Genomic DNA, 26,500 nt, shown 5'->3' on the forward strand with positions numbered 1-26,500 from the left:
CATCACTCGTTGTCGCCGGCGGTGGCAGCGGTCGCGGAAATCGCGCCCTGCTTGTCGGTGTTGACGCCCGGCCACACCCAGTCGGTGAACTCCGGGATGTCGTAGCCGTTGTCGACTGCGAACTGGAACGCCTTCTTGCGGAACGCGTTGAGTTCATCGATCTTGTCGGCGTACTTGTCGGCGTCGATCAGGCGCAGCGCCTCGGCCTGGAGTGCGTAGCGATCCATGTCGTTGACGCGGACCATGTCGAACGGCGTGGTCGTGGAGCCCTGCTCCTTGTAACCGACGACGTGGAAGTTGTCGTGGTTCGGGCGGTCGTAGATCAGGCCGCGCACGTCCTGGGCATAGGAGTGGTACGCGAACAGGACCGGCTTGTCGGCGGTGAACAGCTCGGCGAAGTCCTCGTCGGACATCGCTTCGTCGTTGTTCTCCTGGGACTGCAGCTTGAGCAGGTCCACCACGTTGACGACCTTGAACTTGATGCCCATCTGGTTGAGGGCATCGGCAGCGGCCATGGTCTCCTGGGTCGGGACGTCGCCGGCGGCGGCGAGCACGACCTGGACCTCGTCGTTGTTGTCCGCGTTGGACGCCCACTTCCACTCGGCGGCGCCGGCCTCGAGCTCGGCACGGGCCTCGTCGAGGGTCACCCACGTCGGGGCAGGCTGCTTGCCGGCGAAGATGGCGTTGATGGCGTTGGTGGACTTGAAGCACTTCTCGGAGATGGCGAGCAGCATGTTCGCATCCGTCGCGAAGTAGATGTTGGTCACGTGGTCGTTGTTGAAGGTCTTGTTGATCAGCAGCGAGGTGACGCCCGGGTCCTGGTGCGAGAAGCCGTTGTGGTCCTGGCGCCAGACGTGCGAGGAGACCAGGAGGTTCATCGAGGAGATCGGCTTGCGCCACGGGATCTCACGGACGGTGGCCTCGAGCCACTTCGCATGCTGGTTGAGCATGGAGTCGATCACGTGCACGAAGGACTCGTAGGAGCTCCAGATGCCGTGGCGGCCGGTGAGCAGGTAGGCCTCGAGGAAACCTTCGCACTGGTGCTCGGAGAGCTGCTCGGTGACCTGGCCGGTCACTGCCATGTTCTCGTCGACCAGGGCGGACAGGTAGCCGTTGTCCCACTGCTTCTTGGTGACCTCGTAGGTCGCGTTGAGGCGGTTGGAAGCGGTCTCATCCGGTCCGAAGATGCGGAAGGAATCCGGGTTGTTCTTGATGATGTCGCGGCAGTAGGCGCCCAGGGAGCGCGGAGCCTCGACCTGGCCCCAGCCGTGGCCGTATTCCTTGACGCCGGTGACCTCGTAGTCGTCGAGGTTCGGCAGCTTGAGGTCCTCGCGGATCACGCCGCCGTTGGCGTTCGGGTTGGCGCCGATGCGCAGCTCGCCCTTCGGCATGAACTCGGTGACGTCTTCCTTGATGGAGCCGTCCTCGTTGAAGAGCTCTTCCGGCTTGTAGGATTCCATCCACTCCTTGAGGACCTCGAAGTGCTCCTCGGTGTCGCGGGCGGAAGCCAGCGGGACCTGGTGCGCACGCCAGGAGCCCTCGGTCTTCTTGCCGTCGATGAACTTCGGGCAGGTCCAGCCCTTCGGGGTGCGGAAGATGATCATCGGGTAGAACGGACGGGACATGTCGTCGGTCTGGGCCGCAGCCTTGATGTCGCAGATCTCGTCGAAGACGGTCTCGAACAGCTCGGCGAAGCGGCGGTGGATCGACAGGTGGTCCTCGTTGTCGAAGCCGGCGACGAACTCGTACGGGTGGTAGCCCATGCCGCGGAAGAAGTCGTGCAGCTCCTCATCGGAGATGCGGGCGAGGATGGTCGGGTTGGCGATCTTGTAGCCGTTGAGGTGCAGGATCGGCAGCACGATGCCGTCGGTGCGCGGGTTGATGAGCTTGTTGGACTGCCAGCCGGTGGCCAGCGGGCCGGTCTCGGCTTCGCCGTCGCCGATGATGCAGGGCACGAACAGGCTCGGGTTGTTCATCACGGCGCCGTAGGCGTGGGAGAGCGCGTAGCCGAGCTCGCCACCCTCGTGGATGGAGCCCGGGGTCTCCGGGGCGAAGTGGGACGGGATGCCGCCCGGGTAGGAGAACTGGCGGAAGAACTTCTGCAGGCCAGCCTCATCCTTGGTGATGTTCGGGTAGTACTCGGTGTAGGTGCCGTCCACATAGGACTGCGCGGTGCCGGCAGGGCCGCCGTGGCCAGGACCCATGATGAACACGGTGTTCTGCTGGTGGTCGGCAATCAGGCGGTTGATGTGAGCCAGAAGGAAGTTCAGGCCCGGGGTGGTGCCCCAGTGGCCGACGAGACGGTGCTTGACGTCGTCGCGGGTGAAGGGCTCCTTCATCAGCGGGTTGCTGCGAAGGTAGATCTGGCCGATGGACATGTAGTTGGTCACACGCCAGTACTTATCCATGCCTTCGATAGCCTCTTCGGAAACCGGTCGGTCCAGCTTCGCCCAGGGGGTGCCAATAACAGGATTGGTCATATGTACTCCTGTACTCCTGCACGGCCACGGTCGGCCGTGCGATTTGTTTTCCGTAAGGGCATGGGATCCGCATGTCCTTCCACTGGGAAGGCACCCCATGTCCGGTCGCAAGACATGGTACGTGAACTCTCTGACTTTTTTGCGCTTTTTGACACCCTATGAGTGAATTTGTGCGATAATCTACCGATTCTGGGCGTTTTTCCAAGACGATTGTGCATTCATCGTTGGCGCCATCGATGGCGAGAACCGTTGCAACGGTGCCATTTGCGGTTTTCCCTGCCGCATTTTCCCGTTCGATTGTGGGAGTTTCGTGGCGGCGTGTTGAACTGAATCGAACATTTGTGCTCCCGCCCCGGACGAAGGCGCCCGCCATGCTCGACGACAGGCGGTCAATGTCTACTTCGGGCATCACAATGGTGCTGGTGCCAGGCACATCGCATGCACCACACCGCACCGTTCATCAATAAGGAGTCTTCCATATGGCACAAGGGCCGGTCCTCGTCATCGATTTCGGCGCCCAGTACGCACAGCTGATTGCGCGTCGGGTCCGTGAGGCGCATATCTATTCGGAGCTTGTTCCCCATTCCATGCCGGTCAGCGACATGCTGGCCAAGGACCCCTCCGCCATCATCCTTTCCGGCGGCCCCGCATCCGTCTATGAAGACGGTGCCCCCACGGTGGATCCATCCCTTTTCGAGGCGGGCGTGCCCGTATTGGGAATCTGCTACGGATTCCAGGCCATGGCCTATGCCCTTGGCGGCGACGTGGACAAGGCGGCCTTGGGCGAGTACGGCAAGACCAGGACCGTCATCGACCATGCCGAGGGGTTGCTGGCGGGCTCACCCGGGGAACAGGTCACCTGGATGAGCCACGGTGTGGCGGTCAACCGTGCTCCCGATGGGTTCGAGGTGCTGGCGCATACCGAAGGGGCGCCGGTGGCGGCCATGCAGGATCCGGCACGCAAGCTCTATGGCGTGCAGTGGCATCCGGAGGTCAAGCACACGCCGCTGGGGCAGTACCTCATCGAGACCTTCCTGTACGAATGCGCGGGCCTGGAACGCAACTGGGATGCTTCCGGCATCATCGAGTACCAAGTGTCCAGGATCCGTGAGCGCGTCGGCGATGCCCAGGTCATCTGCGGCCTGTCGGGCGGCGTGGACTCCGCCGTGGCGGCGGCCTTGGTCAACAAGGCCATCGGCGACCAGCTCACCTGTGTCTTCGTCGACCACGGCCTGCTGCGCAAGGGGGAGGCCGAACAGGTGCGACATGACTTCGTAGAGGCGACCGGCATCAAGCTCATCACCGTGGACGCCTCCAAGGAATTCCTCGAGGCGCTCGATGGCGTGACCGACCCGGAGGCCAAGCGCAAGATCATCGGGGAGAAGTTCATCCGCACCTTCGAACAGGCGCAACGCCAGGTGATCGAGGAGGCCGGCGCATCCGGCAAGGAGGTCAAGTTCCTCGTGCAGGGCACGCTGTACCCGGATGTCGTGGAATCCGGCGGCGGAGACGGTGCGGCCAACATCAAGAGCCACCACAACGTGGGCGGTCTTCCGGACGACCTCAAGTTCGAGCTCATCGAGCCGCTGCGGACCCTGTTCAAGGACGAAGTGCGCGCCATCGGCACGCAGCTCGGACTGCCCGAGGAGATGGTATGGCGCCAGCCGTTCCCGGGGCCCGGCCTGGGCATCCGCATCATCGGCGCCATCACCGAAGATCGCCTGGACGTGCTGCGTGACGCCGATGCCATTGCCCGCGAGGAACTCTCGAAGGCGGGGCTCGACCGCGACATCTGGCAGTGCCCGGTCGTCCTGCTCGCCGACGTGCATTCGGTGGGTGTCCAGGGCGACGAGCGCACCTATGGCATGCCCATCGTGCTGCGGCCCGTCAGCTCCGAGGACGCGATGACCGCCGATTGGTCGCGCGTTCCCTACGACGTGCTGGCCACCATCTCCACGCGCATCACCAACGAGTGCCGGCAGATCAACCGCGTGGTCCTGGATTGCACTTCCAAGCCGCCGGCCACCATCGAGTGGGAGTGAGATCCTCCACCCCATACGGCGGGGCATGGGCCGGCGTCTGCGCCGTTTCCGTGCCCCGCTTCGTCGTACCGACGGACCTGCGCAGACGGACATGAAGGAGTCGACGATGCACGAGACACTGATGCAATGCTTCGAATGGTACCTGCCCGATGACGGTTCCACCTGGAACCGCCTGGCCGGCCAGGCGTCCGCACTTGCCGGGGCAGGCATCACCAAGGCATGGCTGCCGCCGGCCTCCAAGGGGGCGGGCGGCATCACCGACCCCGGCTACGGCGTCTATGACCTCTATGACCTAGGGGAGTTCCCCTCCAAGGGGGCCGTCCGCACCAAGTACGGTACACGTGAGGAATACCTGGCGGCAATCCGCGCCATGCAGGCAGCAGGTATCGAAGTGCTCGCCGATGTCGTGCTCAACCATCGCATGGGAGGCGACGAGCGTGAGAGGGCACGCGTACGGGCCGTCGATCCCCATGACCAGCACAGGAACGTCTCCGACCCCTTCGACATCGAGACATACACGCGGTTCACCTTCCCCGCACGAGCCGGCGCCTACTCCGATTTCATCTGGGACCGGCACGACTTCACGGGCACCAGCAGGAAGATCGGCGGCGAACGCCAGGTGCTGCTGTTCGACGGCAAGCAGTGGAACCCGAACGTCAGTGACGAACGAGGCAATTTCGACTACGTCCTGGGAATCGACGTCGATTTCTCCTCACCCCGCGTCCGGGAGGAATTGACCCGCTGGGGGCAATGGTTCGTCGAGACCACCGGCGTGGACGGATTCCGGCTCGACGCCGTCAAGCACATCGACTCCACCTTCTTCGCCCCCTGGCTGGCGCACATGCGCACCGTCGGCCACCATCCTCGGTTTGCCGTGGGGGAGTACTGGGGATACGACGCCCCCACCCTCCAGCGATACCTTGCCGATGTCGACCACAGCATGACGGTGTTCGACGTGCCGTTGCACCTGCGTTTTCGCGACGCCTCGGAACAGGGGGGGGGCCGGTTCGACATGCGCACCCTGCTGGCCGGCACCCTCTCGGCATGCGAGCCGGACAGCGCGGTCGCCTTCGTCGACAACCACGACACCCAGCCAGGCCAGAGCCTCGAATCATGGGTACGGCCGTGGTTCAAGCCGCACGCCTACGCCTTCATCCTGCTGCGCGACCTTCCCTACCCATGCGTGTTCCATGGCGACTGGTACGGCATCCCCCACAGCGACTACGCGCCCCGGCCATGGCTGCCGACCCTGACTTGGATCCGCGCCCACCTGCTGGGAGACTGCCTCACCGACTACCGGACCGACGACCCGCACGCCCTGTGCTGGCAGGTGCACGGCGACCACCCCATCGTGGTGGCCATGGGCAACGGCTCGCGCTTCACCCAAGCCATCCATGACCCCGCACTTGCCGGACGACGGTTCGTGGACATCCTCGGCGCCGCGGAACCCGTCCGGGTGGACGGCGACGGCAACGGGCTCTTCACGTGTCCCGAAGGCGCCGCTGCAGTGTTCCTGGACGAACACGATGCAGCCGGTCTGCCTGCGTGAACGCACCCGCGTGGTTGCGTCACACGCGAACGCGGCCACGCCGGCGCGCCCGTGCCCCCTAGCATGGGGGCAGCGAGGGCAGTCTGCCCTCCCAGACGGCATCCACCAGGACATCACGCTCCCGACGGGGCGAGGAAGCATGACACGACACTGATGAGCACAGCACAACCGACACAAGGCAACCGGCAAGGACGCATGCAACGCGTCGCGGCAGGCAACGACGCATTCGGCTACGACCGCCATGCGCGCAACCAGGCATTGCGCATGGCCAACGGCGTCGCCGTCATCATCCTGGGATTCTCCCTCGGGTCCTTCCTGGCACTCCTGCCGGAACGAAGCAACACGGACCTGCAGGAAGTCGTCCACGGCCTCGATCGGCTCATCGGCCTGATGACCAAGGACCTCGTCGAACTGCCCGCCGTGCAGCACCATCCGGAAACCTTCATCGTGGAAGTGCTCGGCGTGCTCGTCGGCTACGTCATCCTCAAGCACATGCGCCAGGACGCCGACGATTACCGAAGCGCATTCCGCAGGATCGAACCGTTCTATACCGCCGGCCAGCGCCGCCGTTCCAAGCTCGCATGGGCGGCATTCGACATCATCGGCATCGCGATGGCCGTGCTCGTGCCGTTCCTCATGTCCCTGCTTCCCGCAGGCGTCCCCGACGCCCTCGTCGCGGGCGTCAACCGGCTTGCGCTCGCCGGAGGGGTGTGGTGTATCGTCTACGGCACCATGCTGGGCATGCGCACCGACCTGTTCCGCTACAACTTCCACGCCCTGCGCCAGGAGAATGTCTACGAGCTGGGACTGCGCGAATCCGACAGCCTGCGCGAGACACGCCTGGGGGAGAAGCGATTGTGCGACCTGTCCGACTCGATCACCCACGTGGGCATCATGATCGGCGTGATCGGCGCCCTGGCCCTGTATTTCCTGCCGACGATGCGCACCGCCTACTTCTGGGTCCCCATCGTCGTGACCGTGGTCGTCACCATGTTGCTGCAATGGGCCGTGATGTCCTACGCCAAGCGCACCTACGAACCGGATTTCGATGCGGATGGCGCCGTCGCGGGGGCGCTCGCCTGACCAATCGTCATGCTAGACATGGAAGGCTGGCCGCAATACCGATCGATGGAAAGGACGGACGACCGTGCCCTATGATGACGAAGTCCCGCAGCGTTCGCAGCAGGAACTGGTAGGGGACCTCAACCCCCAACAGGCGCAGGCCGTGAGCCACGTGGGTCCGGCCCTGCTCATCGGTGCAGGTGCCGGCTCGGGCAAGACCCGGGTGCTCACGCGCCGCATCGCATGGATCCTCACCCAGCGCGGGGCGTGGCCCAGCCAAGTCCTGGCCATCACCTTCACCAACAAGGCCGCCGCGGAGATGAAGGAACGACTGCGCGGCCTCATCGGACCGGTGGCGGACCGCATGTGGGTCTCGACCTTCCACTCCGCATGCGTGCGCATCCTGCGCCGTGACGGCGAAGCCATCGGACTCAAGCACGGCTTTACCATCTACGACACCCAGGATTGCGAACGGCTCATCAAGCTCATCGCCACCGACTTCAACATCGACGTCAAGCGCTTCACGCCCCGGTCGGTCCTGGCGCGCATCTCCGACTACAAGAACGGGCTGGTCAGCGCGAAGGACGTCCTGGCGCAGTACGCCCCGGACTTCAAGCCGGGCAGCCGTTCCTTCCGCTTCGGCCACGTCGGCAACGTGGAAGAGGTGTACGCCGTCATCTACGCCGAATACCAGCACCGGCTCGCCCTGGCCAACGCCGTCGATTTCGACGACCTGATCGTGCGCACGGTGGAACTGCTGCGCACCCAACCCCAGGTGGCGGAATACTACCACCGCAAGTTCCGCTACATCCTCGTGGACGAATACCAGGACACGAACCACGCCCAGTACGTGCTCATCCGCGAACTCGCCGGCGTGCCCGATGCGGCACGCATGCGCACCGCGCCGTCCGCACAGCCTCCCGCATGGATCACCGTGGTCGGTGACTCGGACCAGTCGATCTACGCCTTCCGTGGCGCCGACATCCGCAACATCCAGGATTTCGAGACCGACTTCCCGAACGCGACCACCATCATGCTCGAGCAGAACTACCGCTCGACCCAGACCATCCTTGACGCCGCCAACGCGGTCATCGCGCACAACGAGGGACGCAAGCCCAAGAAACTGTGGACTGCCGCCGGCAAAGGCGTGGCGATCACAGGCTACGCCGCGGACAACGCCCAGCTCGAGGCGTACTGGATCGCCCACGAAATCGCACGGATCCACGCCGAGGAGGGAGTGCGCTACGGCGACATCGCCATCATGTACCGTGCAAACGCACAGTCGCGTTCCCTGGAAGAGGGGCTCATCCAGGCACGCATCCCCTACCAGCTCATCGGCGGCACTAAGTTCTACGAGCGCCGCGAAGTCAAGGACGCCATTGCGTACCTGCAGGCCATTGTCAATCCCGCCGACGACATCAGCATGCGACGGATCCTCAACGTCCCCAAGCGGGGGCTGGGCGCCCGGGCCGAGTCCCTGCTCACGCTGCATGCCGCCGCGAACGGGCAGCCGTTCTCCTGGGCGGTGGACCATGCCGGACAGATCGACGGCATGACGGCCCGCACCCTCAACCCGCTCACGCGCTTTGCGCAGACCATGGACCACCTGCGCGCCTTCGCCGCCGAACATAACGTGCACCCCTCGCAGGTCGTGGCCGAGGTCCTCGAAACGTCCGGACTGCTCAAGGAACTCAAGGAATCGCAGGATCCGCAGGACCAGTCACGGGTCGAGAACCTGTCCCAGCTGCAGTCGGTGGCCGCCGAGTACGAGCAGAACACGCCCGATGCGTCACTGGACGGGTTCCTCGAGACCACTGCCTTGGTGGCGGACTCCGACCAGCTTCCTGACGAGGAGGACAGCGGGAAGGTCACGCTCATGACCCTGCACACCGCCAAGGGCCTGGAATACCCGGTGGTGTTCCTCACCGGCATGGAACAGGGGACCTTCCCCCACTCCCGCGCCATGGAGGATGCCAGCGAACTGGCGGAGGAACGGCGCCTCGCATACGTGGGCATCACCCGTGCCATGCGCCACCTCTACCTGACACGCGCCGCAGTGCGCGCCCAGTGGGGCAAGGCCAGCGACATGATGCCCAGCCAATTCCTCGACGAAATCCCCGACGCGTTGATTGACTGGAAGCGCAAGGACGCCGGCAGCGAACGCATGCGAGCAGGCTGGGGCGGCCACGCCAGTGGCTTCGGCGCCCACGGCGGATGGGATGACGGTGAATTCGAGGACGGCGACATCTGGGGCGGGGCTTCCACCTTCGGTTCCGCCGGACGCAGCTGGGGCTCGGCGGCCACGTACGGCAGCGCGTCGCGCGGCAGCCGGGACGCGCGTTCATCCTCCTTCCGCGGCGGACGGACATCCTCGAAATCGGGGACGGTCCATACGCGCCATACCGCCAGGAAGGCCCCGGCCGCCCAGCCCGCGTCATCCCTCAAGGCGGACAACCACCTGGAGGTGTCCGACTTCCATCCGGGCGACCGCGTCAGCCATGACAAGTTCGGTCTCGGCAAGGTGCTTGCCGTCGAAGACAAGGGACGCAACTCCGTAATCACGGTGGACTTCGGCAGCGACGGCGTCAAGCGCCTCCTGCTGCGGATGGCGCCGATCGAGAAGCTCTGAGGGCCTCGTCCAGGGGGTATGGATACAATTCACCCTTGGTGCCGTATCCGTCGGCACCGTCTGGAGTCTTAGCCCGTCAGTGGGTCGGCGGCCATGGGCCGTTCGTGCTTGGCACGGCGAAGCACTGGAGAGGCTGACTCAGCGCGGCACTGACGTGCTGCGTTCCGTTCAGACAACGACAGAACAACCAAAGGATGACTCAATGTCAAACAACCAGCGTTCCCGCCGTCAGGTGCGCCAGTCGCGCGCCCTCGGCATCGCCCTGACCCCCAAGGCCCAGCGCATCTTCGAGAAGCGCCCGTACGCTCCCGGTGAGCACGGCCGCACCCGTCGCCGCGCCGAGTCCGATTACGCCGTGCGTCTGCGCGAGAAGCAGCGTCTGCGCGCCCAGTACGGCATTTCCGAGAAGCAGCTGCGTGCTGCCTATGAGAAGGGCACCCACACTGCCGGCCAGACCGGCAACGCCATGCTGACCGATCTCGAGACCCGTCTCGACGCCCTGGTCCTGCGCGCCGGCATCGCACGCACCACCGCCCAGGCCCGCCAGTTCGTGGTCCACCGCCACATCCTCGTGGACGGCAACATCGTCGACCGTCCTTCCTACCGCGTCAAGCCCGGCCAGACCATCCAGGTCAAGCCGAAGAGCCAGACCATGGTCCCCTTCCAGATCGCCGCCGAAGGCACGCACCGTGACGTGCTGCCGCCGGTCCCGGGCTATCTGGACGTCAATATCGCCTCGCTGAAGGCGACCCTGACCCGCAAGCCGGAAGTCGAGGAGATCCCCGTACAGGTCAACATCCAGTACGTGGTCGAATTCTACGCGCGCTGATAGGCCCAGCCTGTCACCACAGGACCTAACCATCACAAGGACATACATACGCGAGAGGCCCCGCACCGCATGGTGCGGGGCCTCTCGTTTCCGCCGGGGCCACACCGAACGGTCAGTCGACGATCGCGCTGACCAGCCAGGAGACCAGGGAGATGACCAGCGAACCGAGCACCGCCCACCAGAAGCCACCGATCACCACGCCCACGCCGAACAGGTTGAGGGACAGCCAGGAGGCCAGCTCCATGAAGGCCCAGTTGATCACCAGCGCGAACAGCCCCAAGGTGAGGACTGACAGTGGCAGCGCCAGCATCTGGACCACCGGCTTGATGGACGCATTGAGCAGCGCCATGAACAGGGCGAAAACGACAATGCCCAGGATGCGGGGTTCGCCTACCGCCTGCACGCCCGGCAACAGGGCGACCATGGCGGCGCAGGCAATGGCCATGATCACCCATCGTGCAAAGAATCCATTCATGGTTCCAGCGTACACGACCGACGTGCGGTACGCTAGGTGACATGATGCTTCACCTCTATTTGGTACGCCATGGACAGACCATGTTCAATCGCTACAATCGCCTGCAGGGATGGTCGAATTCGCCACTGACCGAATCGGGAAGGGCCGACGCGAGGCACGCGGGCTCCCTGCTCTCCGGGATCGACTTTGCCGCTGCCTATTGCTCGGACACCACCCGCGCCATCGAGACGGCACGCACCATCCTCGACATCAACGAATCCGCCGGGCATCGCCGCCCCGCATTGGTCGACGACATGCATTTCCGCGAACAATGCTACGGTTACTACGAGGGACAGGACATGGACATGGCATGGCTGGCAGCGGGAGGACCCCACGGCGCTCCCACCTATGCCGCCCTCGTCGAACGGTACGGCATCGGTGCCACCAGGGACTTCCTCAAGGAAGCCGACCCCTTCCACGATGCCGAATCGGACGGGGAATACTGGGAGCGCATCGCCGGCGGATACCGGCTCATCGCGGACAACGCCGACCTCAAGGACGGCGACAACGTCCTGCAGATCTCGCACGGCAACACCCTGCTTTCCCTGATGCAACGCTTCGCGCCTGACGGATACGACCTGACCGTCAGACCGCTCAACGGGTCGGTCACCCAGTTCGATTTCGACCCGACGGCTGATTTCGGCGAGGCCATGCGCGTCGTGTCCTATAATCGCCACTGAGCGCCTGCGACAAATCCGTCAAGACGATTTTGTACGCTAAGGCGGGTAAGTTACCATAGCCGTCTCCTGATGGCCGAGAAGAACCGAGGTACTAGGTATGGGTGCTGGAGAAATCGCTGGATTGATTGCGGCGATCGCGTTCGCCGTCCTCGCTGGTTTCCTGATCTACCCCCTGATCCGTCTGGGCAAGCTGTTCGACCAGGTCGCCGAGACCGTCAAGCAGACCGGCGACCATGCCATTCCCGCACTCGATGAGGGCGTGACCACGGTGCAGCAGGTCAACAAGTCGCTCACTGACGTGAACAAGATCTCCGCCGCGGCCTCGAGCACTGCCGGCAACGTGGGCGCACTGACCAACCTGTACGGCTCCTTCCTGGGCAAGCCGGTCATCAAGCTCGCCTCGTCCTTCTATGCCCTCAAGACCACGGCAAAGTCCTTCATGAGCAAGGACAAGCAGGAACCCGTCGCCACTGTCGTGGTGGAAAGCAAGGGGGAGTGATGTTCAAGCGCCTGTTCTGGATCGGTGCCGGCGTGGCACTCGGCGTGATCGCCGTCAGCAAGGCCCAGGCATATGTCAAGGCCAATACGCCCGACACGGCACGCCAATTCATACTGGGACCCGACCAGGACCACGTGGGCATGCGGACCCTCGAAGGGCTGGTCGACCAGTTCAAGCAGGCCCAGCACGCCCGCGAGGAAGAGCTCAACAGCCGCTACATGGGCAAGCTGCAGTAGCCGAAACGACTGAGGTCCGACCATACCTTCGGACACAACCAAAAATCCAAGGAGTCACACCGCAATGCGCACCGCTGAGATCGCACAGCGTTATCTGAATTACTTCAAGAAGCAGGACCATCTGGTGGTGCCGTCAGCTTCCCTGATTTCCCCCAACCCGACCACCCTGTTCACCATCGCCGGCATGGTGCCGTTCATCCCGTACCTCATGGGTGAGCAGACCCCGCCGAGCCATCGCATGGCAAGCAACCAGAAGTGCGTGCGCACGCTCGACATCGACGAAGTCGGCAAGACCACGCGCCACGGCACCTTCTTCCAGATGCTGGGCAACTTCTCCTTCGGCGACTACTTCAAGGAAGAGGCCATCCACTACGCCTATGAGCTGCTCACCAGCCCGGTGGAGCAGGGTGGTTACGGCTTCGACAAGGAAAAACTGTGGATGACCACCTTCACCGATGACGACGAGGCCCGCGCCATCTGGAGGAACGAGGGTGTCGACCCGGAACACATCCAGATCCTGGGCATGGAGGACAACTTCTGGACCACCGGTGGCCCCGGCCCCGGCGGTCCCTGCTCCGAGATCTACGTCGACCGCGGCGAAGCCTATGGCAAGGACGGCGGCCCGATCGTCGACGAGAACCGGTACATCGAGATCTGGGACCTCGTCTTCGAGAACTACATGGTCGACAACGTCAAGTCCAAGACCGACCTGCACATCGCCGGCGAACTCAAGCACAAGAACATCGATACGGGTGCCGGCCTCGAACGCCTCGCATACCTGTTGCAGGGCAAGAACAACATCTACGAGACCGACGAGGTGTATCCGGTCATCGAGAAAGCCGAGCAGCTGGCCGGCATCAAGTACGGCACCGACGAGCAGGCGGATGTCAAGATGCGCATCGTGGCCGACCACGTGCGCTCCGCGCTCATGATCATGAGCGACGGCGTTCGTCCCAGCAACGCCGGCCGCGGCTACGTGCTGCGTCGCCTAATCCGCCGTACGGTCGAGGCCATGCGCGTGCTGGGCGTGACCACCCCGGTCATGCCGGAGCTGCTGCCGGTGTCCGAGGCGGCCATGGAGCCCAACTACCCGGCCCTGGCGGATACGTTCCACGACGTCTCCGAGGCGGCGTACGGCGAGGAGGATGCCTTCCGCCGCACGTTGACCAACGGCCTGGAGATCTTCGACATGGCCTTGGCGAAGGCCAAGGACAAGGCCCAGGAGGAGCACGCGGACAGCGACCAGGCTGTCGAGCCGGTCGTGTCGGGCGAGGCTGCCTTCACCCTGCACGACACCTACGGCTTCCCGATCGAGCTGACCCTGGAGATGGCCCAGGAGCAGGGCGTGAAGGTCGACGAGGCGAAGTTCCGCGAGCTCATGGACGAGCAGAAGTCCCGTGCCCGCCAGGACGCGCTCAAGAAGCGCCACAACGTGGGCCTGAGCGAATACGACAGCTTCAAGAACACCATGCAGGCGCCGATCGAGTTCCTGGGATACACGGACATGACCGCCCGGGCCCGCGTACTCGGCATCATGATGGAGGGTGTCGGCTCCGTGCCGGCGGCCAGCGCACCCGCCACGGTGGAGGTCATCCTCGACCGCACCCCCTTCTATGCGGAGGCCGGCGGCCAGCTCGCCGACCAGGGCGACATCGTCTCCGACGACGGTGCCGTGCTGGAAGTCGACGACGTGCAGAAGCCGATCAAGGACCTCATCGTGCACCAGTGCCGCCTGGTGGAGGGCACCCTGGTGGTCGGCGCGGAAGTGACCGCCGAGATCGACGAGGAGCGCCGAGGCGCCATCGCCCGCGCCCACACCGCCACCCACATCGTGCACAAGGCCCTGCGCGAGGAACTCGGCCCCCAGGCCACCCAGCGCGGCTCCGAGGACGCCCCGAACCGCCTGCGTTTCGACTTCCAGTGGCCCAAGGCCCCGACCAAGCAGCTCATGAGCGCCGTCGAGGCACGCGTCAACGACCGCCTGCGCGACAACCTGCGCGTCTCCACGCAGGAGATGAAGTTCGACGACGCCATCGCCTTGGGTGCCATGCACCTGTTCGGCGAGAAGTACGGCGACGTGGTGCGCGTCGTCACCATCGGCGATGACGGCTGGAGCCGTGAGCTGTGCGGCGGCACCCATGTCGACTACGCCGGCAAGATCGGCATGGTCAACATCCTCTCGGAGGCTTCCATCGGTTCCGGCGTGCGCCGCGTGGACGCCCTGGTCGGCCAAGGTGCGTACGACTTCAACGCCCGCGAACATGCCCTGGTCTCCCAGCTGTCGGACAAGCTCAACGCCCGGCCCGACGAGCTGGCCGAGCGCGTGAACACCCTGCTGGGCAAGCTCAAGGACGCCGACCGCCGCCTGGCCGCCATGTACGAGGCGCAGGTGCAGGCCTCCGTCCCGGAGATCCTCAAGGAGGCGCAGGAATCCAACGCACCCGTCACCGTCGCGGCCCGCAACGTGGGACATTTCGGTTCCTTCGACGTCCTGCGCAAGACCGTGATGGACCTGCGCAACCGCCTGGGGGACGACAAGCCCGTAGTGGTGGCACTGGCCGGCGTGAACGAGGACGACAAGCCCATGATCGCCGTGGCCACCAACGACGCCGCGCGCAAGGAAGGCATCAAGGCCGGCGATTTGGTCCGCGGCGCCTCCAAGATCCTGGGCGGCGGTGGCGGCGGCAAGCCGGACTTCGCCCAGGGCGGCGGCGCGGACGCCTCCAAGCTGGATGAGGCCGTGGCCGCACTCAAGCAGGCCGCCCTCAAGGCCTGAAGGCACCGGCCGTGACGTGGATGGGTGTCGACCTCGGTGACGCCCGGGTCGGACTTGCGTTGTCCGACCCGGAGGTCACCCTTGCCCTGCCGGCCGGCAATGTCCGGGTGCATGGCGACTCGTTCCAGGCGCTCGACGAGGTCCTCGACGTCATCGAGGACCGCCACGTGGAGCGGGTGGTCGTGGGACTGCCGCTGCAACTGGACGGCTCGGAAGGGAAAAGCGCCAAGAAGGCCCGACGGTGGGCCAAGGCGCTGGAACGCCGCATTGAGGTAACATGGCAGGAAAGCCAGGTTCCCCGCGACTGGACACCGGATGTTATGCTCATGGACGAGCGATTGACGACGGTGGACGCCCATCACCGGCTCTCGGCGGCCATGGTGGGCAGCAGGGAACATCGCAAGGTCGTCGACCAGCAGGCGGCCATGACCATCCTGCAGACGGCGATCGACCAAGTACGTCGATAGGGAAGACAGAGGAGCGAGAGTGGGCGACGACATCCATGATTTTTTCGATGACGACTTGGATTCATGGCCCGAGGCCGGCGACGGCGGAGGCCTGACGCCGCCGACGCCGCCGCGGTCGCGCAAGGAGATGCGCCTCAAGCGCAAGCGCAGGAAGCAGCATCGCCTCATCAAAGTCGTGGTCGCGGTGGTGGCCATCCTGCTCGTCATCGGCGGCGGCATCGCCGCCGTCCAGGCAGTCAAGGGCTGGCGCCATGCCGGCACTGCCGACCAGAGCATCGTGGATGACTATCCCGGTCCCGGCAGCGGATCGGTCAGTTTCACCATCCAGCAAGGTGAAGGCGCCCTGCAGATCGCGCAGCACCTGCTCGACGAGGACGTCATCAAGTCCACCGAGGCATTCACCAGCGTGGTCAGCGCCAACGACATGACCCTGTACCCGGGGACCTACCAGCTCAGGCACCAGATGAAGGCGTCCAGCGTGGCGGCCATCCTCTCCGACCAGGGCAATGCGAAGGGCTTCCTCGAGGTGAGGCAGGGTGAACGCCTGTCCACGGTGCTCGAGAACGCCGCCCAGGCCACCGATCAATCGGTCAGCGTATTCACGGATGCCACCAAGGACCAGAAGGTCATTGACGCGATCCTTCCCACGGAGGCCAACGGCAGCTTCGAGGGCTGGCTCCAGCCGGGGGTCTACGACGTGGCCCAGGACAAGGACCCGCAGCACTTGCTCAAGCAGATGGTGGATGCCCGCATCGCGCAGCTCGACGAACTCGGCGTGCCGCAGGGCGAGGAACGCGAACGCATCCTCATCATCGCTTCCATTGTCGAGGCGGAAGTCAACCAGGACGAGTACTACGGCAAGGTCAGCCGCGTGATCTACAACCGGCTCGACCAGGATATGTCGCTGGGTATGGACAGCACCGTCGCCTACGGTTTCGACACCACCGGCACGCAGCTGACCAACGACCAGCTCAACGACGAATCCAACCCGTACAACACGCGTGTCCACAAGGGGCTGCCGCCCACCCCGATCAGCAACCCCGGCGACGAGGCCATCGAGGCGGCCCTGCATCCCACCGACGGCAACTGGCTGTACTTCGTGACGACCAACCTCGAGACGGGGGAGACGAAGTTCACGGACGACTACGACACCTTCGAGCAGTACGTGCAGGAGTACAAGGCGAACGACGGCGCCAACTAGGCCAGCAACGGCGCCACCAGGGCGGCGCACACCATGGGCGGCACGAAGGGCACCTTCCGTATCCGGCGTGCCGCGAGGCGCCATGCGCCCACCCAGAGGGCGCCCAGGCATGCCATGCACAGCCACCATGCCACGAAGGCGTCGAATCCGAACCATCCCACGAGGCATCCCAAGGGCAATGCCACGGATACGTCGCCAAGTCCCAACGCACCCGGACGGGCCAAGGCCAGGGCCAGCTGGATGACCATCGCACCCAGTGCCCCCATGAGCGCCATGGCGAGGGGAAGCCACCGGTGCGACTGCCACGCCAGGAAGGACCATGCCGCGCATTGCGCCAGCAGCCAGGACAGCACCAGGAGCCTCGGCACGCGTCGGGTGCGGATGTCGAGGCCGGACAGCAGCGTCCCAAAGAGCAGACTGGGCAGGCAGCATAGGGTTACCATACCGTTACTATAGGCAAGAGTTCGTCGTACCGGAAAAGGAGTTGGCATGTTGCGTTGGCAGACGGCAGGGGAGTCGCACGGAGAGGCGCTGGTCGCCATGGTCGAGGGGCTGCCCGCAGGCGTCGAGGTCACCACCCATGACATCCAGGATGCCCTGGCGCGCCGTCGGCTGGGATACGGCCGCGGCGCCCGCATGAAATTCGAACAGGACCAGGTGCGCCTGCTGGCAGGCGTACGGCACGGGAGCACCCTCGGTTCGCCCGTCGCCATCGAAATCGGCAACACCGAGTGGCTCAAATGGACCGAGGTGATGGCCGCCGACCCCCTCGACCACGACCTCGCGCGTGAGGGACGCAACGCGCCGCTCAGCCGTCCGCGCCCGGGACACGCCGACCTGACCGGCATGCGCAAGTACGGTTTCGACGATGCGCGTCCCGTCCTGGAGCGGTCCAGCGCCCGTGAGACGGCTTCGCGCGTGGCACTCGGTGCCGTGGCGGCACGTTTCCTCGAACAGGCCGCGGGCGTCCGCACGGTCGCCCATGTCATCTCCATCGGCGGTGCGGGTGTGGAGGGGAACGAGGCCACCCTGCCCACACCCGACGACCTGGCGGCCCTGGACGCATCCCCGGTGCGTACCCTGGACAAGGAAGCGGAAGCGCGCATGATGGCGCGGGTCGACGAGGCGAAGGAGGCCGGCGACACCCTGGGCGGTGTCATCGAGGTGATCGCCTACGGCATGCCTGCCGGCGTAGGCACCTATGTCGAGTCGGACCGCCGGCTTGACGCGGCGCTGGCGGCGGCGCTCATGGGCATCCAGGCCATCAAGGGCGTGGAAGTCGGCGACGGCTTCCTCGAGGCCGACCGTCCGGGGTCTCAGGCCCATGACGAGATGGTCATCGGCCCGGACGGCAGGATCGAACGTCTCACCAACCGTGCCGGTGGCATCGAGGGCGGCATGTCCAACGGGCAGCCGATCCGCCTGCGCGCCGCCATGAAACCCATCCCATCCATTCCGCGCGCCCTGCGTACCGTGGACGTCGCCACCGGCGAGGAAGCCAAGGCCATCAACCAGCGTTCCGACAGCACTGCCGTGCCCGCGGCTGCGGTCGTCGCCGAGGCGATGGTGCGGCTGACCTTGGCACAGTACCTGCTGGAGAAGTTCGGCGGCGACAGCGTGTCCGAGACACGCCGCAACATCGAGTCCTACTTGGCATCCTGGCCGGAACACATGCGCTGATGCCGAAAGAGGGACACATGGTACAGCCAGCAGCAGTGGTCATCGGCATGATGGGCGCGGGCAAGACACGCCTGGGCAAGGAGATGGCGCAGATGACGGGCCTGCCCTTCAAGGACGCCGACATAGAGCTCGAACGCCGTCTCGGTATGGGCATTCCCCGGTATTTCGCGCAGCACGGCGAGCCCGCGTTCCGCGAGGCCGAACGCGACGTGGTCTGCGAGGTCCTCGCTTCCTTCCCAGGCGTCTTCGCGTTGGGCGGGGGAGCCCCCATGACCCCGGCCGTCCAGGAGGCCCTGGCGGCGTATGCGGCGTCGGGAGGCAAGGTCATCTACCTGCTCGCCGACCCCCAGGAAGCCATGGAACGCGCGCGCCGCGGCGGCGGCCGGCCCATGCTCGACGGGGACGCGGACGCGCGGTGGCGCACGCTCTTCGAGCAGCGTGACCCCGTCTACCGACAGGTATCCAACGTAGTGGTCCGTACCAAGGGCCTGACGCCGAAAACGGCAGCAAGGAAGATGATCGAGATGATTGACGAAGGCATCGTGCACGTGACCGGCGCAGGCATCGAACCCTACGACGTACGCATCGGCGAAGGGGCGCTGCAGCACCTTCCCGACGTGCTCGGCACGGGACCCGTACGGGTCGGGCTCATCCATACCCAGTCCGTCCAGCGCCATTCCGACCGAGCACGCACCATCCTGCGCAAGGCCGGCTACGAGGTCAGCGACATCGTCATACCGGACGCCGAGATGGGCAAGACCATCCAGGTGGCGAACGGCATCTGGGAACGTCTGGGGCGTGAGGGTTTCACGCGCTCGGACGCCATCGTCGGGTTGGGCGGTGGCGCCTGCACGGACCTGGCCGGCTTCGTCGCCGCCACTTGGATGCGTGGCATCCGCTACGTGAACTGTCCCACCTCGTTGCTGGCCATGGTGGACGCCTCGACGGGCGGCAAGACCGGCATCAACACGCCTCAGGGCAAGAACCTGGTGGGATCCTTCTACACGCCGGCCGGAGTGCTCGCGGACCTGCGCACCCTTGCCACGCTGCCCAACGACATCTTCGTCGAGGGCCTGGGCGAGGTGGCCAAGTCGGGATTCATCCACGACCCGCAGATCCTGCACATCCTCGAGGGCCACGCCGACGCACTGCGCGCCTTCGACGGCGCCAGCTTCCTCGACTCGCCACTCAAGCCGGTCGTCGCCGAACTCATCGAACGCACCGTGCGCGTCAAGGTACACCACGTAAGTGCGGACCTGAAGGAGAAGGGCCTGCGGGAATTCCTCAACTACGGGCACACCTTCGGCCACGCCATCGAGCAGATGGAGCACTTCCGCTGGCGTCACGGCAATGCGGTCGCGGTGGGCATGGTCTTCGCAGCGGAGCTCGCCCGTCGTTCGGGCCTCATCGACCCGGACCTCGTCGACTACCACCGGAGCCTCCTGTCCTCCCTCGGCCTGCCCACCAGCTGGTCCAACGGCAGCTACGACCAGGCACTGCAGCTCATGCACCGCGACAAGAAGGCGCGCGGCAACACCCTGCGGTTCGTGGTCCTCGACGGCATCGGCCACCCCGTGCACCTCGACGGTCCGGAGGGGCGGATCGTCCGCGAATCCTTCGAGGCCATCCGCGGCTAGCGTGCATGCAGCCCATGGCGGAACCGACGCGGTTATCATGGGCAGCATGAATCCGGCCGCGGATGCCGGTGGAATGGAGAGAACATGCAGAAAGTCATCGTGGTGAACGGACCGAACCTCGGACGGCTTGGCGTGCGCCAGCCGGACGTGTACGGCAAGCAGGACATCGAACAGCTGCGCAGGCTGTGCGAGCAGTGGGGCGTCGAATACGGGCTCGCGGTCGAGGTGCGGCAGACGGACGACGAGGCACAGATGGTCCAGTGGATGCACGAGGCGGCCGACAGGCAGATGGCCGTCATCATGAATCCGGCTGCCTTCACCCACTACTCCTATGCGCTTGCCGACGCCGCCCACATGGTGCTGGATGCGGACATGCCGCTCATGGAGGTCCACATCTCCAACCCGGCGGCACGCGACGAGTTCCGCAAGCGTTCCGTGATCAGCCCGGTCGCCACGGGCACCATCACCGGCCTGGGCTTCCTCGGCTACAAGCTCGCATTGGAAGCGGTCGCAGACCTGACCAAGTAGGCAGTACCGTCGCACAATGCGGCAGGGCCCCGTCGGGCTGTCGGACGGCATGCCGTCCGACAGCCCGACGGGGCCCTGCCGCATTGTGCGACGGCCGCATTGTGAATGCCTGATTTCACGGATGTGAAGAAATTGTGTAAAATTGAAAACGATTTTCGTGCAATCGTATGCAATCCACCTTGTTGTGGAGCCGAGAGAATCCTTGCATTGAGCGCAAGCGGTTGGAGCATACATTGGCAAAAGCGCGTGCTTGACCGGTGTGGGCATGGATGCCCGAACCGTCTGGCCGCGCACGGAGACAAGAGAATGGAAACACGCATATGGTGAACAAGCAGTTGCGGACTGCGGTGCGCCGCCCCGTCGGCATGGCCGTTGCGCTTGCCCTGGGCTGCAGTGGCGCATTGCTCGCCGTCCCATCCAGTGCGATGGCGGACGATACCGGCAGCACCCAGCTGCCGAAGGCGACCGACGTGCAGGTGATCGCCTTCCAGCAGACCTGGAACTCCATCGCGAAGGAGTGCACCAAGACGTACGGACCGGAAGGAGTCAAGTACGTCGAGGTCTCGCCGCCGCAGGAAAGCATCCAGGGCACGGCCTGGTGGACCTCCTACCAGCCCGTGAGCTACAAGCTCGACTCGAAGCTGGGCACCGAGGCCGAATTCAAGGACATGGTCGCGACCTGCGAGGCCGCGGGCGTCGGCATCATCGCCGACGTGGTCCTCAACCAGACCACCGGCTCCGACGTGGCCGCCGGCGAACAGACCGGCGTGGCCGGCACCAAGTACAACGGTTCCACCGGCGACTATCCCGGCTTCACCGGCGAGTCCGGCCAGTACCCGCAGGGCGTGACGAAGGACGACTTCCACGACTACGAGAATGGCAAGAGCATCTCCGACTACACCAACCAGCAGGAAGTGCAGGAAGGCCGCCTGAGCTCCATGTGGGACTTCGACACCTCCTCCGCCAAGGTGCAGGACATCCAGTCCGACTACCTGGTCAAGCTGTGGAACCTGGGCGTGCGCGCCTTCCGCATGGATGCCGTCAAGCACATCAACGCCGATGACGTCAAGGGCGTCAAGGACGCCATGGCCAGGAAGCTCAACATGAATGCCGACGACATCTACTGGATCCAGGAGGTCATCGGCAACGGCAACGAGGCCGCCGGCATCCAGCCCTACAACTACTTCGGCACCGGCACTGTCACCCAGTTCGACTACAAGTCCGACCTCAACGCCAAGTTCAAGGGCAACATCGCCGGGCTCAAGGACCTGTCGACCCGCATCGGCGACACCTCTTCGAACAAGCTGGCCGTGCCTTCCGCACTGGCGAACGTCTTCGTGACCAACTGGGACACCGCACGCAACGACGGCGCCATCACCTACAAGGACGGTTCCATGTACTCGCTGGCCAACGCCTTCATGCTGGCCTACGACTACGGCACGCCGCGCCTGCTGTCCGACTACAAGTACGACGTGAACGACAACGGCGCCCCCGGCGCCACCGACACCGCGGTGCCGGACGTCGACTTCGACCAGGCCTGCTCGACCAAGGACGGCGACTGGAACTGCCAGCAGCGCTGGACCACCACGCGCGGCATGATCGCCTTCCATAACTACGTGGCCGGCACCGCCGTCACCTCCTGGCAGGACGACGCCGCGAACAACATCGCCTTCTCCCGCGGCGGCAAGGGCTTCGTGGCCCTCAACAACTCGGCCGAGGACAAGGACGTGGAATACGCGACCGACATGCCCGACGGCGAGTACTGCGACGTCTACGGCACGCAGGACTGCTCGAAGACAGTGACCGTCTCCGGCGGCAAGGTCAAGATGACCATCCCCGCCATGCAGGCCGTCGCCATCTACGGCGGCGCCACCAAGGCCACCCACCCCGCGGCCGATGCCGCGACCGACCCCAGCACCCCGGACGTGGTCGTGCCGGACACCACCCTCAAGCCCGACGACACCACGCTGACCGTGTACTACAAGGCCGCGGAAGGCCAGGAGAAGGCCTACATCCATTACGGCGTGGGCGATGACTGGACCGCCGTTCCCGGCGTGGAGATGACCAAGGACGCCCAGGGCTACTTCACCGCCACGTTGGACACCAAGGGCAAGGCCATCGAGATGGTCTTCAACGACGGCAACAACAACTGGGACAACCCCAACGGCGGCGGCAACTACACCCCCGCGCTGGGTATCACCCATGTGGGCGTGGCAAACCACGAAATGACCGTGGGCAACCCCGAATCCATCGGCGCGCAGACGCGACTGCTCGTACACTACAAGGCAGCCGAGTCCGACCCCGGCCGCGGCGTCTACTTCTGGGGCACCGACAAGTCCGGCAACGACCTCGCCGGCGCGCACCACGCCTTCACCGGCACCGACTGCTACGGCAAGGTCGGCGAATACGTCATCGACGGCTCCTTCGACGAGCTGGGCATGATCGTCACCACCGACGGCTGGGACAAGTTCGGCGGCGACCGCATCGTCAAGGTCGCCAAGGACGGCACCGCCGAGGTGTGGATCGACGGCACCGGCGACGCGGACTCCACCCTGGACACGGCCCCCGCCGACTACGCCTGCAAGGCCGCCTCCGTGGAGCTGACCGTGCACTACCAGCGCTTAGACGGCATGTACTTCCAGCCTGGAGCCACCTATATCAACGATCAGGGCAAGGAAGAACCGGTCAAGGTGCCGCAGTGGGACATCTGGACATGGAACGCCAACTCCGACGGCTTCGCCGGCAAGTTCACCAGCCACGACGACTGGGGCGAGGTCGCCAGGCTGTCCTTCTCCAACTACGCCTACCAGTCCGACAACGGCATCTCCGACTTCGGCATGCTGCGCCGTTTCGGCGTGGACGAGTGGGCCAAGAAGGACGGCGGCGACGGCGACATCAAGATGACCGCCAGCGCCCTCGTCTTCGACGCCGCGTCCAACACGGCCAAGGGTGAGGTCTGGCTGGTCCAGGACGACGCCACCGTGTACACCGCCCGTCCCGCCCTCGGCGCCCGCATCGTGTCCGCCGAGATCTCCGGCAACGCCGAGGTCAGCGCCAAGCTGTCCCGGAACGCCGACGAGGCTTCCGTCAAGGACGCCGTCAAGCTCACCGACGCCGACGGCAACACCGTCGAGGTCAAGGACGTGAAGGTCGAGGGTACCATGGTGACCGTCACCGTCGCGCAGGACCTCGACCTGACCGCCAAGTACGTCATCGAGATCGGCGACTTCGGCTCCGCCGACGTCGTCGCCGGCTCCGTGGTGCGCACCGACGCCTTCGACCAGGCCTATGCTTACGACGGCGACGACCTGGGTGCCACCTGGGCCGACGGCGGCTCGACCTTCAAGGTCTGGGCGCCGACCGCCAAGGACGTCAAGCTCGTCACCTACCAGGACAACTCCGAGAAATCGGCCGAGGCCGGTGCGGTCGACATGCAGCGCGGCGACAAGGGCGTGTGGAGCGTGACCGCCAAGGTCGACGACGGCACCGCTTACGCGTACCGCGTGTCCTTCGCCGACGGCACGGTGAACACCACCGCCGATCCCTACGCCAAGGCCGCCGTGGTCAACGGCAGGCGTTCCGTCGTGCTCTCCGGGCAGCGGACGACCGTGGCCGGATCGACGCGCATGGAACCCTTCACCTCGCCGGCCGACGCGATCATCGCCGAGACCCACATCCGCGACTTCACCAAGAGCGAGACCTCCGGCGTCTCCGAGGCGAACCGCGGCAAGTACCTGGGCATGGTCGAGACGGGTACCGTCAACTCCTCCGGCACGTCCACCGGCGTTGACTACCTGAAGGACCTGGGCATCACCCACCTGCAGATCCAGCCGATGTTCGACTACGTGAGCGTGGACGAGACGAAGCCGCTCGACGACTCCAACTACAACTGGGGCTACGACCCGCTGAACTACAACGTGCCGGAAGGCTCCTACGCATCCGACGCGACCGACCCCGCGACCCGCATCGTCGAGGCCAAGGAGATGGTCGACGGGCTGCATGACAACGGCATCCGCGTGATCATGGACGTCGTCTACAACCATGTCGCCGACGCGGCCACCAACCCCTTCGGCCAGACGGTCCCCGGATACTACTTCCGCTACCAGAACGGCTCGCTGGTCAACAACTCCGGCTGCGGCAACGACACCGCCTCCGAGCGTGCCATGATGCGCAAGTACATCGTGGATTCCGTCACCTACTGGGCGAAGGAATACCACATGGACGGCTTCCGCTTCGACCTCATGGGCCTGCATGACCTGGAGACCATGAAGCAGGTGCGCGCCGCCCTCGACGAGATCGACCCCTCGATCATCGTCGTCGGCGAGGGATGGGACATGAACTCCACGATGGACAAGTCCCTCATGTCGATCCAGCCGAACGGCTACGAACTCGACAACGGCACCTCCACCGTGTCCTTCTTCAACGACTCCATCCGCGACGGCCTCAAGGGCTCCGTGTTCTCGGACACCGGCCAGGGCTTCGTCAACGGTGCGGCCGGCCTGGAGGAGCGCATCGCCAACAACATGCTCGGATGCCAGAACCAGATGGACGCCACCCTCGAGGACGGCAGCCTCAATCCGGCCACCTGCAACAACGGCAACAACGTGTTCCACTACGCGAACGCCGCGCAGTCGGTGAACTACGTCGAGATCCACGACAACCTCACGCTCAACGACAAGCTGGAGAAGTCCCTCTTCGTGGACGGCGAGGGCAACCCGTTGCCCGACGCCGACACGATGGGCGAGCAGGAACGCAAGGAGAAGATCGCCGAGGCCGCCAAGCTGGCCGACGCCTCCATCTTCCTGGCCAACGGCATCGCCGAATTCCAGATCGGCCAGGAGTTCCTGCGCACCAAGGGCGGTGACGGCAACAGCTACAACGTCGGCGACGGCGTGAACATGATCGACTGGAACCGCCTCGACGACGCCGTCTACGCCGACAGCGCCGCCTACGTGAAGCAGCTCATCGCACTGCGCAAGAGCGTCTCCGCGTTCCGCATGGCCGACTACGGCGCAATCAACGCCACCGCCAAGGTCATCAAGGCCGCCGACGGCGTGGTCGCCTACCGCATCGGCGACACGAAGGGCACCTACGTCGTGGTGCTCAACGCCAATGCCGACGACGTGGACCTGGAGGGCATCGATCCGCAGGGGTACGAGGTGCTGCTGGGCGCCGACGCAGCTGATGCGGCTGACGCCCCGGTCGAGGCCGTCGCGTTCCGGAGCGACGACATCCCCGTCGAGGACGCGGTGGCCGCCGCCGATACGACGGACACGGCAGCCCAGGGCCTCGAGGTCCCTGCCGTTGGTGCCAAGATGACGGTCGCCGAAGGCGACGCGGTCAAGGTCCCTGCCCGCAGTGCGCTGGTGCTCGCCACCGAGGCGCTCCCGCAGGCCGTCGACCCCGGCGCCAATGGTGCCGACGGCGCCGCGGCTGCCGCCGCCGCGGCCGACCGCATCTCCGGCATCGCCAGCACCGGCTCCTCCATCGCCGTCCTGGTGCTGGTGGCGCTGGCACTGGCCGTCGCCGCCTCGGCACTGCTCATGCGCCGCGAGCGCAGGAGCTAAGGTGAACGGTCCCCACCGGGACTGACATTCGGAGGGCGCCATCCGGCGCCCTCCTTTTTCTTTCGGTGAACGCTTGTACATGTTTCGCGCGGAAAACGAGACAAATGATGAGATTCCGTCTGTA

18 protein-coding genes are annotated in these 26,500 nt (G+C 65.2%); 15 read left to right on the forward strand and 3 right to left on the reverse strand.

Annotated features, from left to right (window positions below; translation table 11 throughout):
• Window positions 1-2: 2 nt before the first annotated feature.
• Window positions 3-2,480 (reverse strand): phosphoketolase, encoded by a 2,478-nt coding sequence (locus tag BCUN_RS01665; RefSeq protein WP_033516398.1) that lies wholly within the window; start codon window positions 2,478-2,480, stop codon window positions 3-5.
• Between the two features lie 479 nt (window positions 2,481-2,959).
• Between BCUN_RS01665 and guaA the strand changes: the two genes are divergently transcribed.
• The 5 genes from guaA to rpsD all read left to right on the forward strand — a co-directional run bounded on the left by guaA (window position 2,960) and on the right by rpsD (window position 10,591).
• Window positions 2,960-4,522, forward strand: a complete 1,563-nt coding sequence (gene guaA, locus BCUN_RS01670; RefSeq protein ID WP_033516399.1) for a glutamine-hydrolyzing GMP synthase — start codon at window positions 2,960-2,962, stop codon at window positions 4,520-4,522.
• 106 nt (window positions 4,523-4,628) lie between these two features.
• Window positions 4,629-6,071, forward strand: coding sequence for an alpha-amylase (locus tag BCUN_RS01675; RefSeq protein ID WP_051920463.1), 1,443 nt, complete (start codon window positions 4,629-4,631; stop codon window positions 6,069-6,071).
• Window positions 6,072-6,224: 153 nt separating this feature from the next.
• Window positions 6,225-7,154 (forward strand): transcriptional regulator, encoded by a 930-nt coding sequence (locus BCUN_RS01680; RefSeq protein ID WP_238552288.1) that lies wholly within the window; start codon window positions 6,225-6,227, stop codon window positions 7,152-7,154.
• A 64-nt stretch (window positions 7,155-7,218) separates the two neighbouring features.
• Window positions 7,219-9,762 (forward strand): UvrD-helicase domain-containing protein, encoded by a 2,544-nt coding sequence (locus BCUN_RS01685; RefSeq protein WP_033516401.1) that lies wholly within the window; start codon window positions 7,219-7,221, stop codon window positions 9,760-9,762.
• Window positions 9,763-9,964: 202 nt separating this feature from the next.
• Window positions 9,965-10,591: a 30S ribosomal protein S4 gene (gene rpsD, locus BCUN_RS01690; protein WP_033516402.1), complete on the forward strand. Its 627-nt coding sequence runs from the start codon at window positions 9,965-9,967 to the stop codon at window positions 10,589-10,591.
• A 112-nt stretch (window positions 10,592-10,703) separates the two neighbouring features.
• On the opposite strand, the gene BCUN_RS01695 is transcribed toward rpsD, so the two are convergent.
• A complete protein-coding gene (locus tag BCUN_RS01695) occupies window positions 10,704-11,066 on the reverse strand; it encodes a phage holin family protein (RefSeq protein ID WP_033516403.1) in 363 nt (120 codons plus the stop codon).
• 41 nt (window positions 11,067-11,107) lie between these two features.
• On the opposite strand from BCUN_RS01695, the gene BCUN_RS01700 reads away from it, so the two are divergent.
• The 6 genes from BCUN_RS01700 to mltG all read left to right on the forward strand — a co-directional run bounded on the left by BCUN_RS01700 (window position 11,108) and on the right by mltG (window position 16,964).
• Window positions 11,108-11,785: a histidine phosphatase family protein gene (locus BCUN_RS01700; protein ID WP_033516404.1), complete on the forward strand. Its 678-nt coding sequence runs from the start codon at window positions 11,108-11,110 to the stop codon at window positions 11,783-11,785.
• Between the two features lie 97 nt (window positions 11,786-11,882).
• On the forward strand, window positions 11,883-12,284 hold the full coding sequence (locus BCUN_RS01705; RefSeq protein WP_033516405.1) for a DUF948 domain-containing protein: 402 nt from the start codon (window positions 11,883-11,885) through the stop codon (window positions 12,282-12,284).
• On the forward strand, window positions 12,284-12,520 hold the full coding sequence (locus BCUN_RS01710) for a hypothetical protein (protein ID WP_033516406.1): 237 nt from the start codon (window positions 12,284-12,286) through the stop codon (window positions 12,518-12,520). The genes BCUN_RS01705 and BCUN_RS01710 overlap by 1 nt, the downstream gene beginning before the upstream one ends.
• A gap of 64 nt (window positions 12,521-12,584) precedes the next feature.
• Window positions 12,585-15,296 (forward strand): alanine--tRNA ligase, encoded by a 2,712-nt coding sequence (gene alaS, locus BCUN_RS01715; protein WP_033516407.1) that lies wholly within the window; start codon window positions 12,585-12,587, stop codon window positions 15,294-15,296.
• 11 nt (window positions 15,297-15,307) lie between these two features.
• The gene (gene ruvX, locus BCUN_RS01720) at window positions 15,308-15,763 is read left to right on the forward strand and encodes a Holliday junction resolvase RuvX (RefSeq protein ID WP_033516408.1); all 456 of its coding nucleotides are present in this window, start codon (window positions 15,308-15,310) and stop codon (window positions 15,761-15,763) included.
• Between the two features lie 19 nt (window positions 15,764-15,782).
• A complete protein-coding gene (gene mltG, locus BCUN_RS01725) occupies window positions 15,783-16,964 on the forward strand; it encodes an endolytic transglycosylase MltG (protein WP_033516409.1) in 1,182 nt (393 codons plus the stop codon).
• Here mltG and BCUN_RS01730 read toward each other — a convergent pair.
• Complete coding sequence (locus BCUN_RS01730; RefSeq protein ID WP_033516410.1) at window positions 16,961-17,407, reverse strand: prepilin peptidase; 447 nt, start codon at window positions 17,405-17,407, stop codon at window positions 16,961-16,963. The genes mltG and BCUN_RS01730 overlap by 4 nt on opposite strands.
• A gap of 46 nt (window positions 17,408-17,453) precedes the next feature.
• Between BCUN_RS01730 and aroC the strand changes: the two genes are divergently transcribed.
• The 4 genes from aroC to pulA all read left to right on the forward strand — a co-directional run bounded on the left by aroC (window position 17,454) and on the right by pulA (window position 26,376).
• Window positions 17,454-18,644, forward strand: coding sequence for a chorismate synthase (gene aroC / locus BCUN_RS01735; RefSeq protein WP_033516411.1), 1,191 nt, complete (start codon window positions 17,454-17,456; stop codon window positions 18,642-18,644).
• Between the two features lie 17 nt (window positions 18,645-18,661).
• The gene (locus tag BCUN_RS01740; RefSeq protein WP_152598114.1) at window positions 18,662-20,281 is read left to right on the forward strand and encodes a bifunctional shikimate kinase/3-dehydroquinate synthase; all 1,620 of its coding nucleotides are present in this window, start codon (window positions 18,662-18,664) and stop codon (window positions 20,279-20,281) included.
• 84 nt (window positions 20,282-20,365) lie between these two features.
• Window positions 20,366-20,809, forward strand: a complete 444-nt coding sequence (aroQ, locus tag BCUN_RS01745) for a type II 3-dehydroquinate dehydratase (protein ID WP_033516413.1) — start codon at window positions 20,366-20,368, stop codon at window positions 20,807-20,809.
• Window positions 20,810-21,129: 320 nt separating this feature from the next.
• On the forward strand, window positions 21,130-26,376 hold the full coding sequence (gene pulA, locus BCUN_RS01750; RefSeq protein ID WP_034258241.1) for a type I pullulanase: 5,247 nt from the start codon (window positions 21,130-21,132) through the stop codon (window positions 26,374-26,376).
• Window positions 26,377-26,500 lie beyond the last annotated feature (124 nt).

The organism is Bifidobacterium cuniculi (genome assembly GCF_000741575.1).
In the GTDB taxonomy this organism is placed as follows: Bacteria; Actinomycetota; Actinomycetes; order Actinomycetales; family Bifidobacteriaceae; genus Bifidobacterium; species Bifidobacterium cuniculi.

Excerpts from the sequence above, each read along its gene's own strand:
- BCUN_RS01705 (WP_033516405.1), top strand. The coding sequence starts at position 11,883 with ATGGGTGCTGGAGAAATCGCTGGATTGATTGCGGCGATCGCGTTCGCC.
- BCUN_RS01680 (WP_238552288.1), top strand. The coding sequence starts at position 6,225 with ATGAGCACAGCACAACCGACACAAGGCAACCGGCAAGGACGCATGCAA.
- BCUN_RS01710 (WP_033516406.1), top strand. The coding sequence starts at position 12,284 with ATGTTCAAGCGCCTGTTCTGGATCGGTGCCGGCGTGGCACTCGGCGTG.
- BCUN_RS01665 (WP_033516398.1), bottom strand. The coding sequence starts at position 2,480 with ATGACCAATCCTGTTATTGGCACCCCCTGGGCGAAGCTGGACCGACCG.
- BCUN_RS01740 (WP_152598114.1), top strand. The coding sequence starts at position 18,662 with ATGGTACAGCCAGCAGCAGTGGTCATCGGCATGATGGGCGCGGGCAAG.
- BCUN_RS01675 (WP_051920463.1), top strand. The coding sequence starts at position 4,629 with ATGCACGAGACACTGATGCAATGCTTCGAATGGTACCTGCCCGATGAC.
- rpsD (WP_033516402.1), top strand. The coding sequence starts at position 9,965 with ATGTCAAACAACCAGCGTTCCCGCCGTCAGGTGCGCCAGTCGCGCGCC.
- aroQ (WP_033516413.1), top strand. The coding sequence starts at position 20,366 with ATGCAGAAAGTCATCGTGGTGAACGGACCGAACCTCGGACGGCTTGGC.
- BCUN_RS01730 (WP_033516410.1), bottom strand. The coding sequence starts at position 17,407 with ATGGTAACCCTATGCTGCCTGCCCAGTCTGCTCTTTGGGACGCTGCTG.
- alaS (WP_033516407.1), top strand. The coding sequence starts at position 12,585 with ATGCGCACCGCTGAGATCGCACAGCGTTATCTGAATTACTTCAAGAAG.
- guaA (WP_033516399.1), top strand. The coding sequence starts at position 2,960 with ATGGCACAAGGGCCGGTCCTCGTCATCGATTTCGGCGCCCAGTACGCA.
- aroC (WP_033516411.1), top strand. The coding sequence starts at position 17,454 with ATGTTGCGTTGGCAGACGGCAGGGGAGTCGCACGGAGAGGCGCTGGTC.
- BCUN_RS01695 (WP_033516403.1), bottom strand. The coding sequence starts at position 11,066 with ATGAATGGATTCTTTGCACGATGGGTGATCATGGCCATTGCCTGCGCC.
- BCUN_RS01700 (WP_033516404.1), top strand. The coding sequence starts at position 11,108 with ATGATGCTTCACCTCTATTTGGTACGCCATGGACAGACCATGTTCAAT.
- pulA (WP_034258241.1), top strand. The coding sequence starts at position 21,130 with ATGGTGAACAAGCAGTTGCGGACTGCGGTGCGCCGCCCCGTCGGCATG.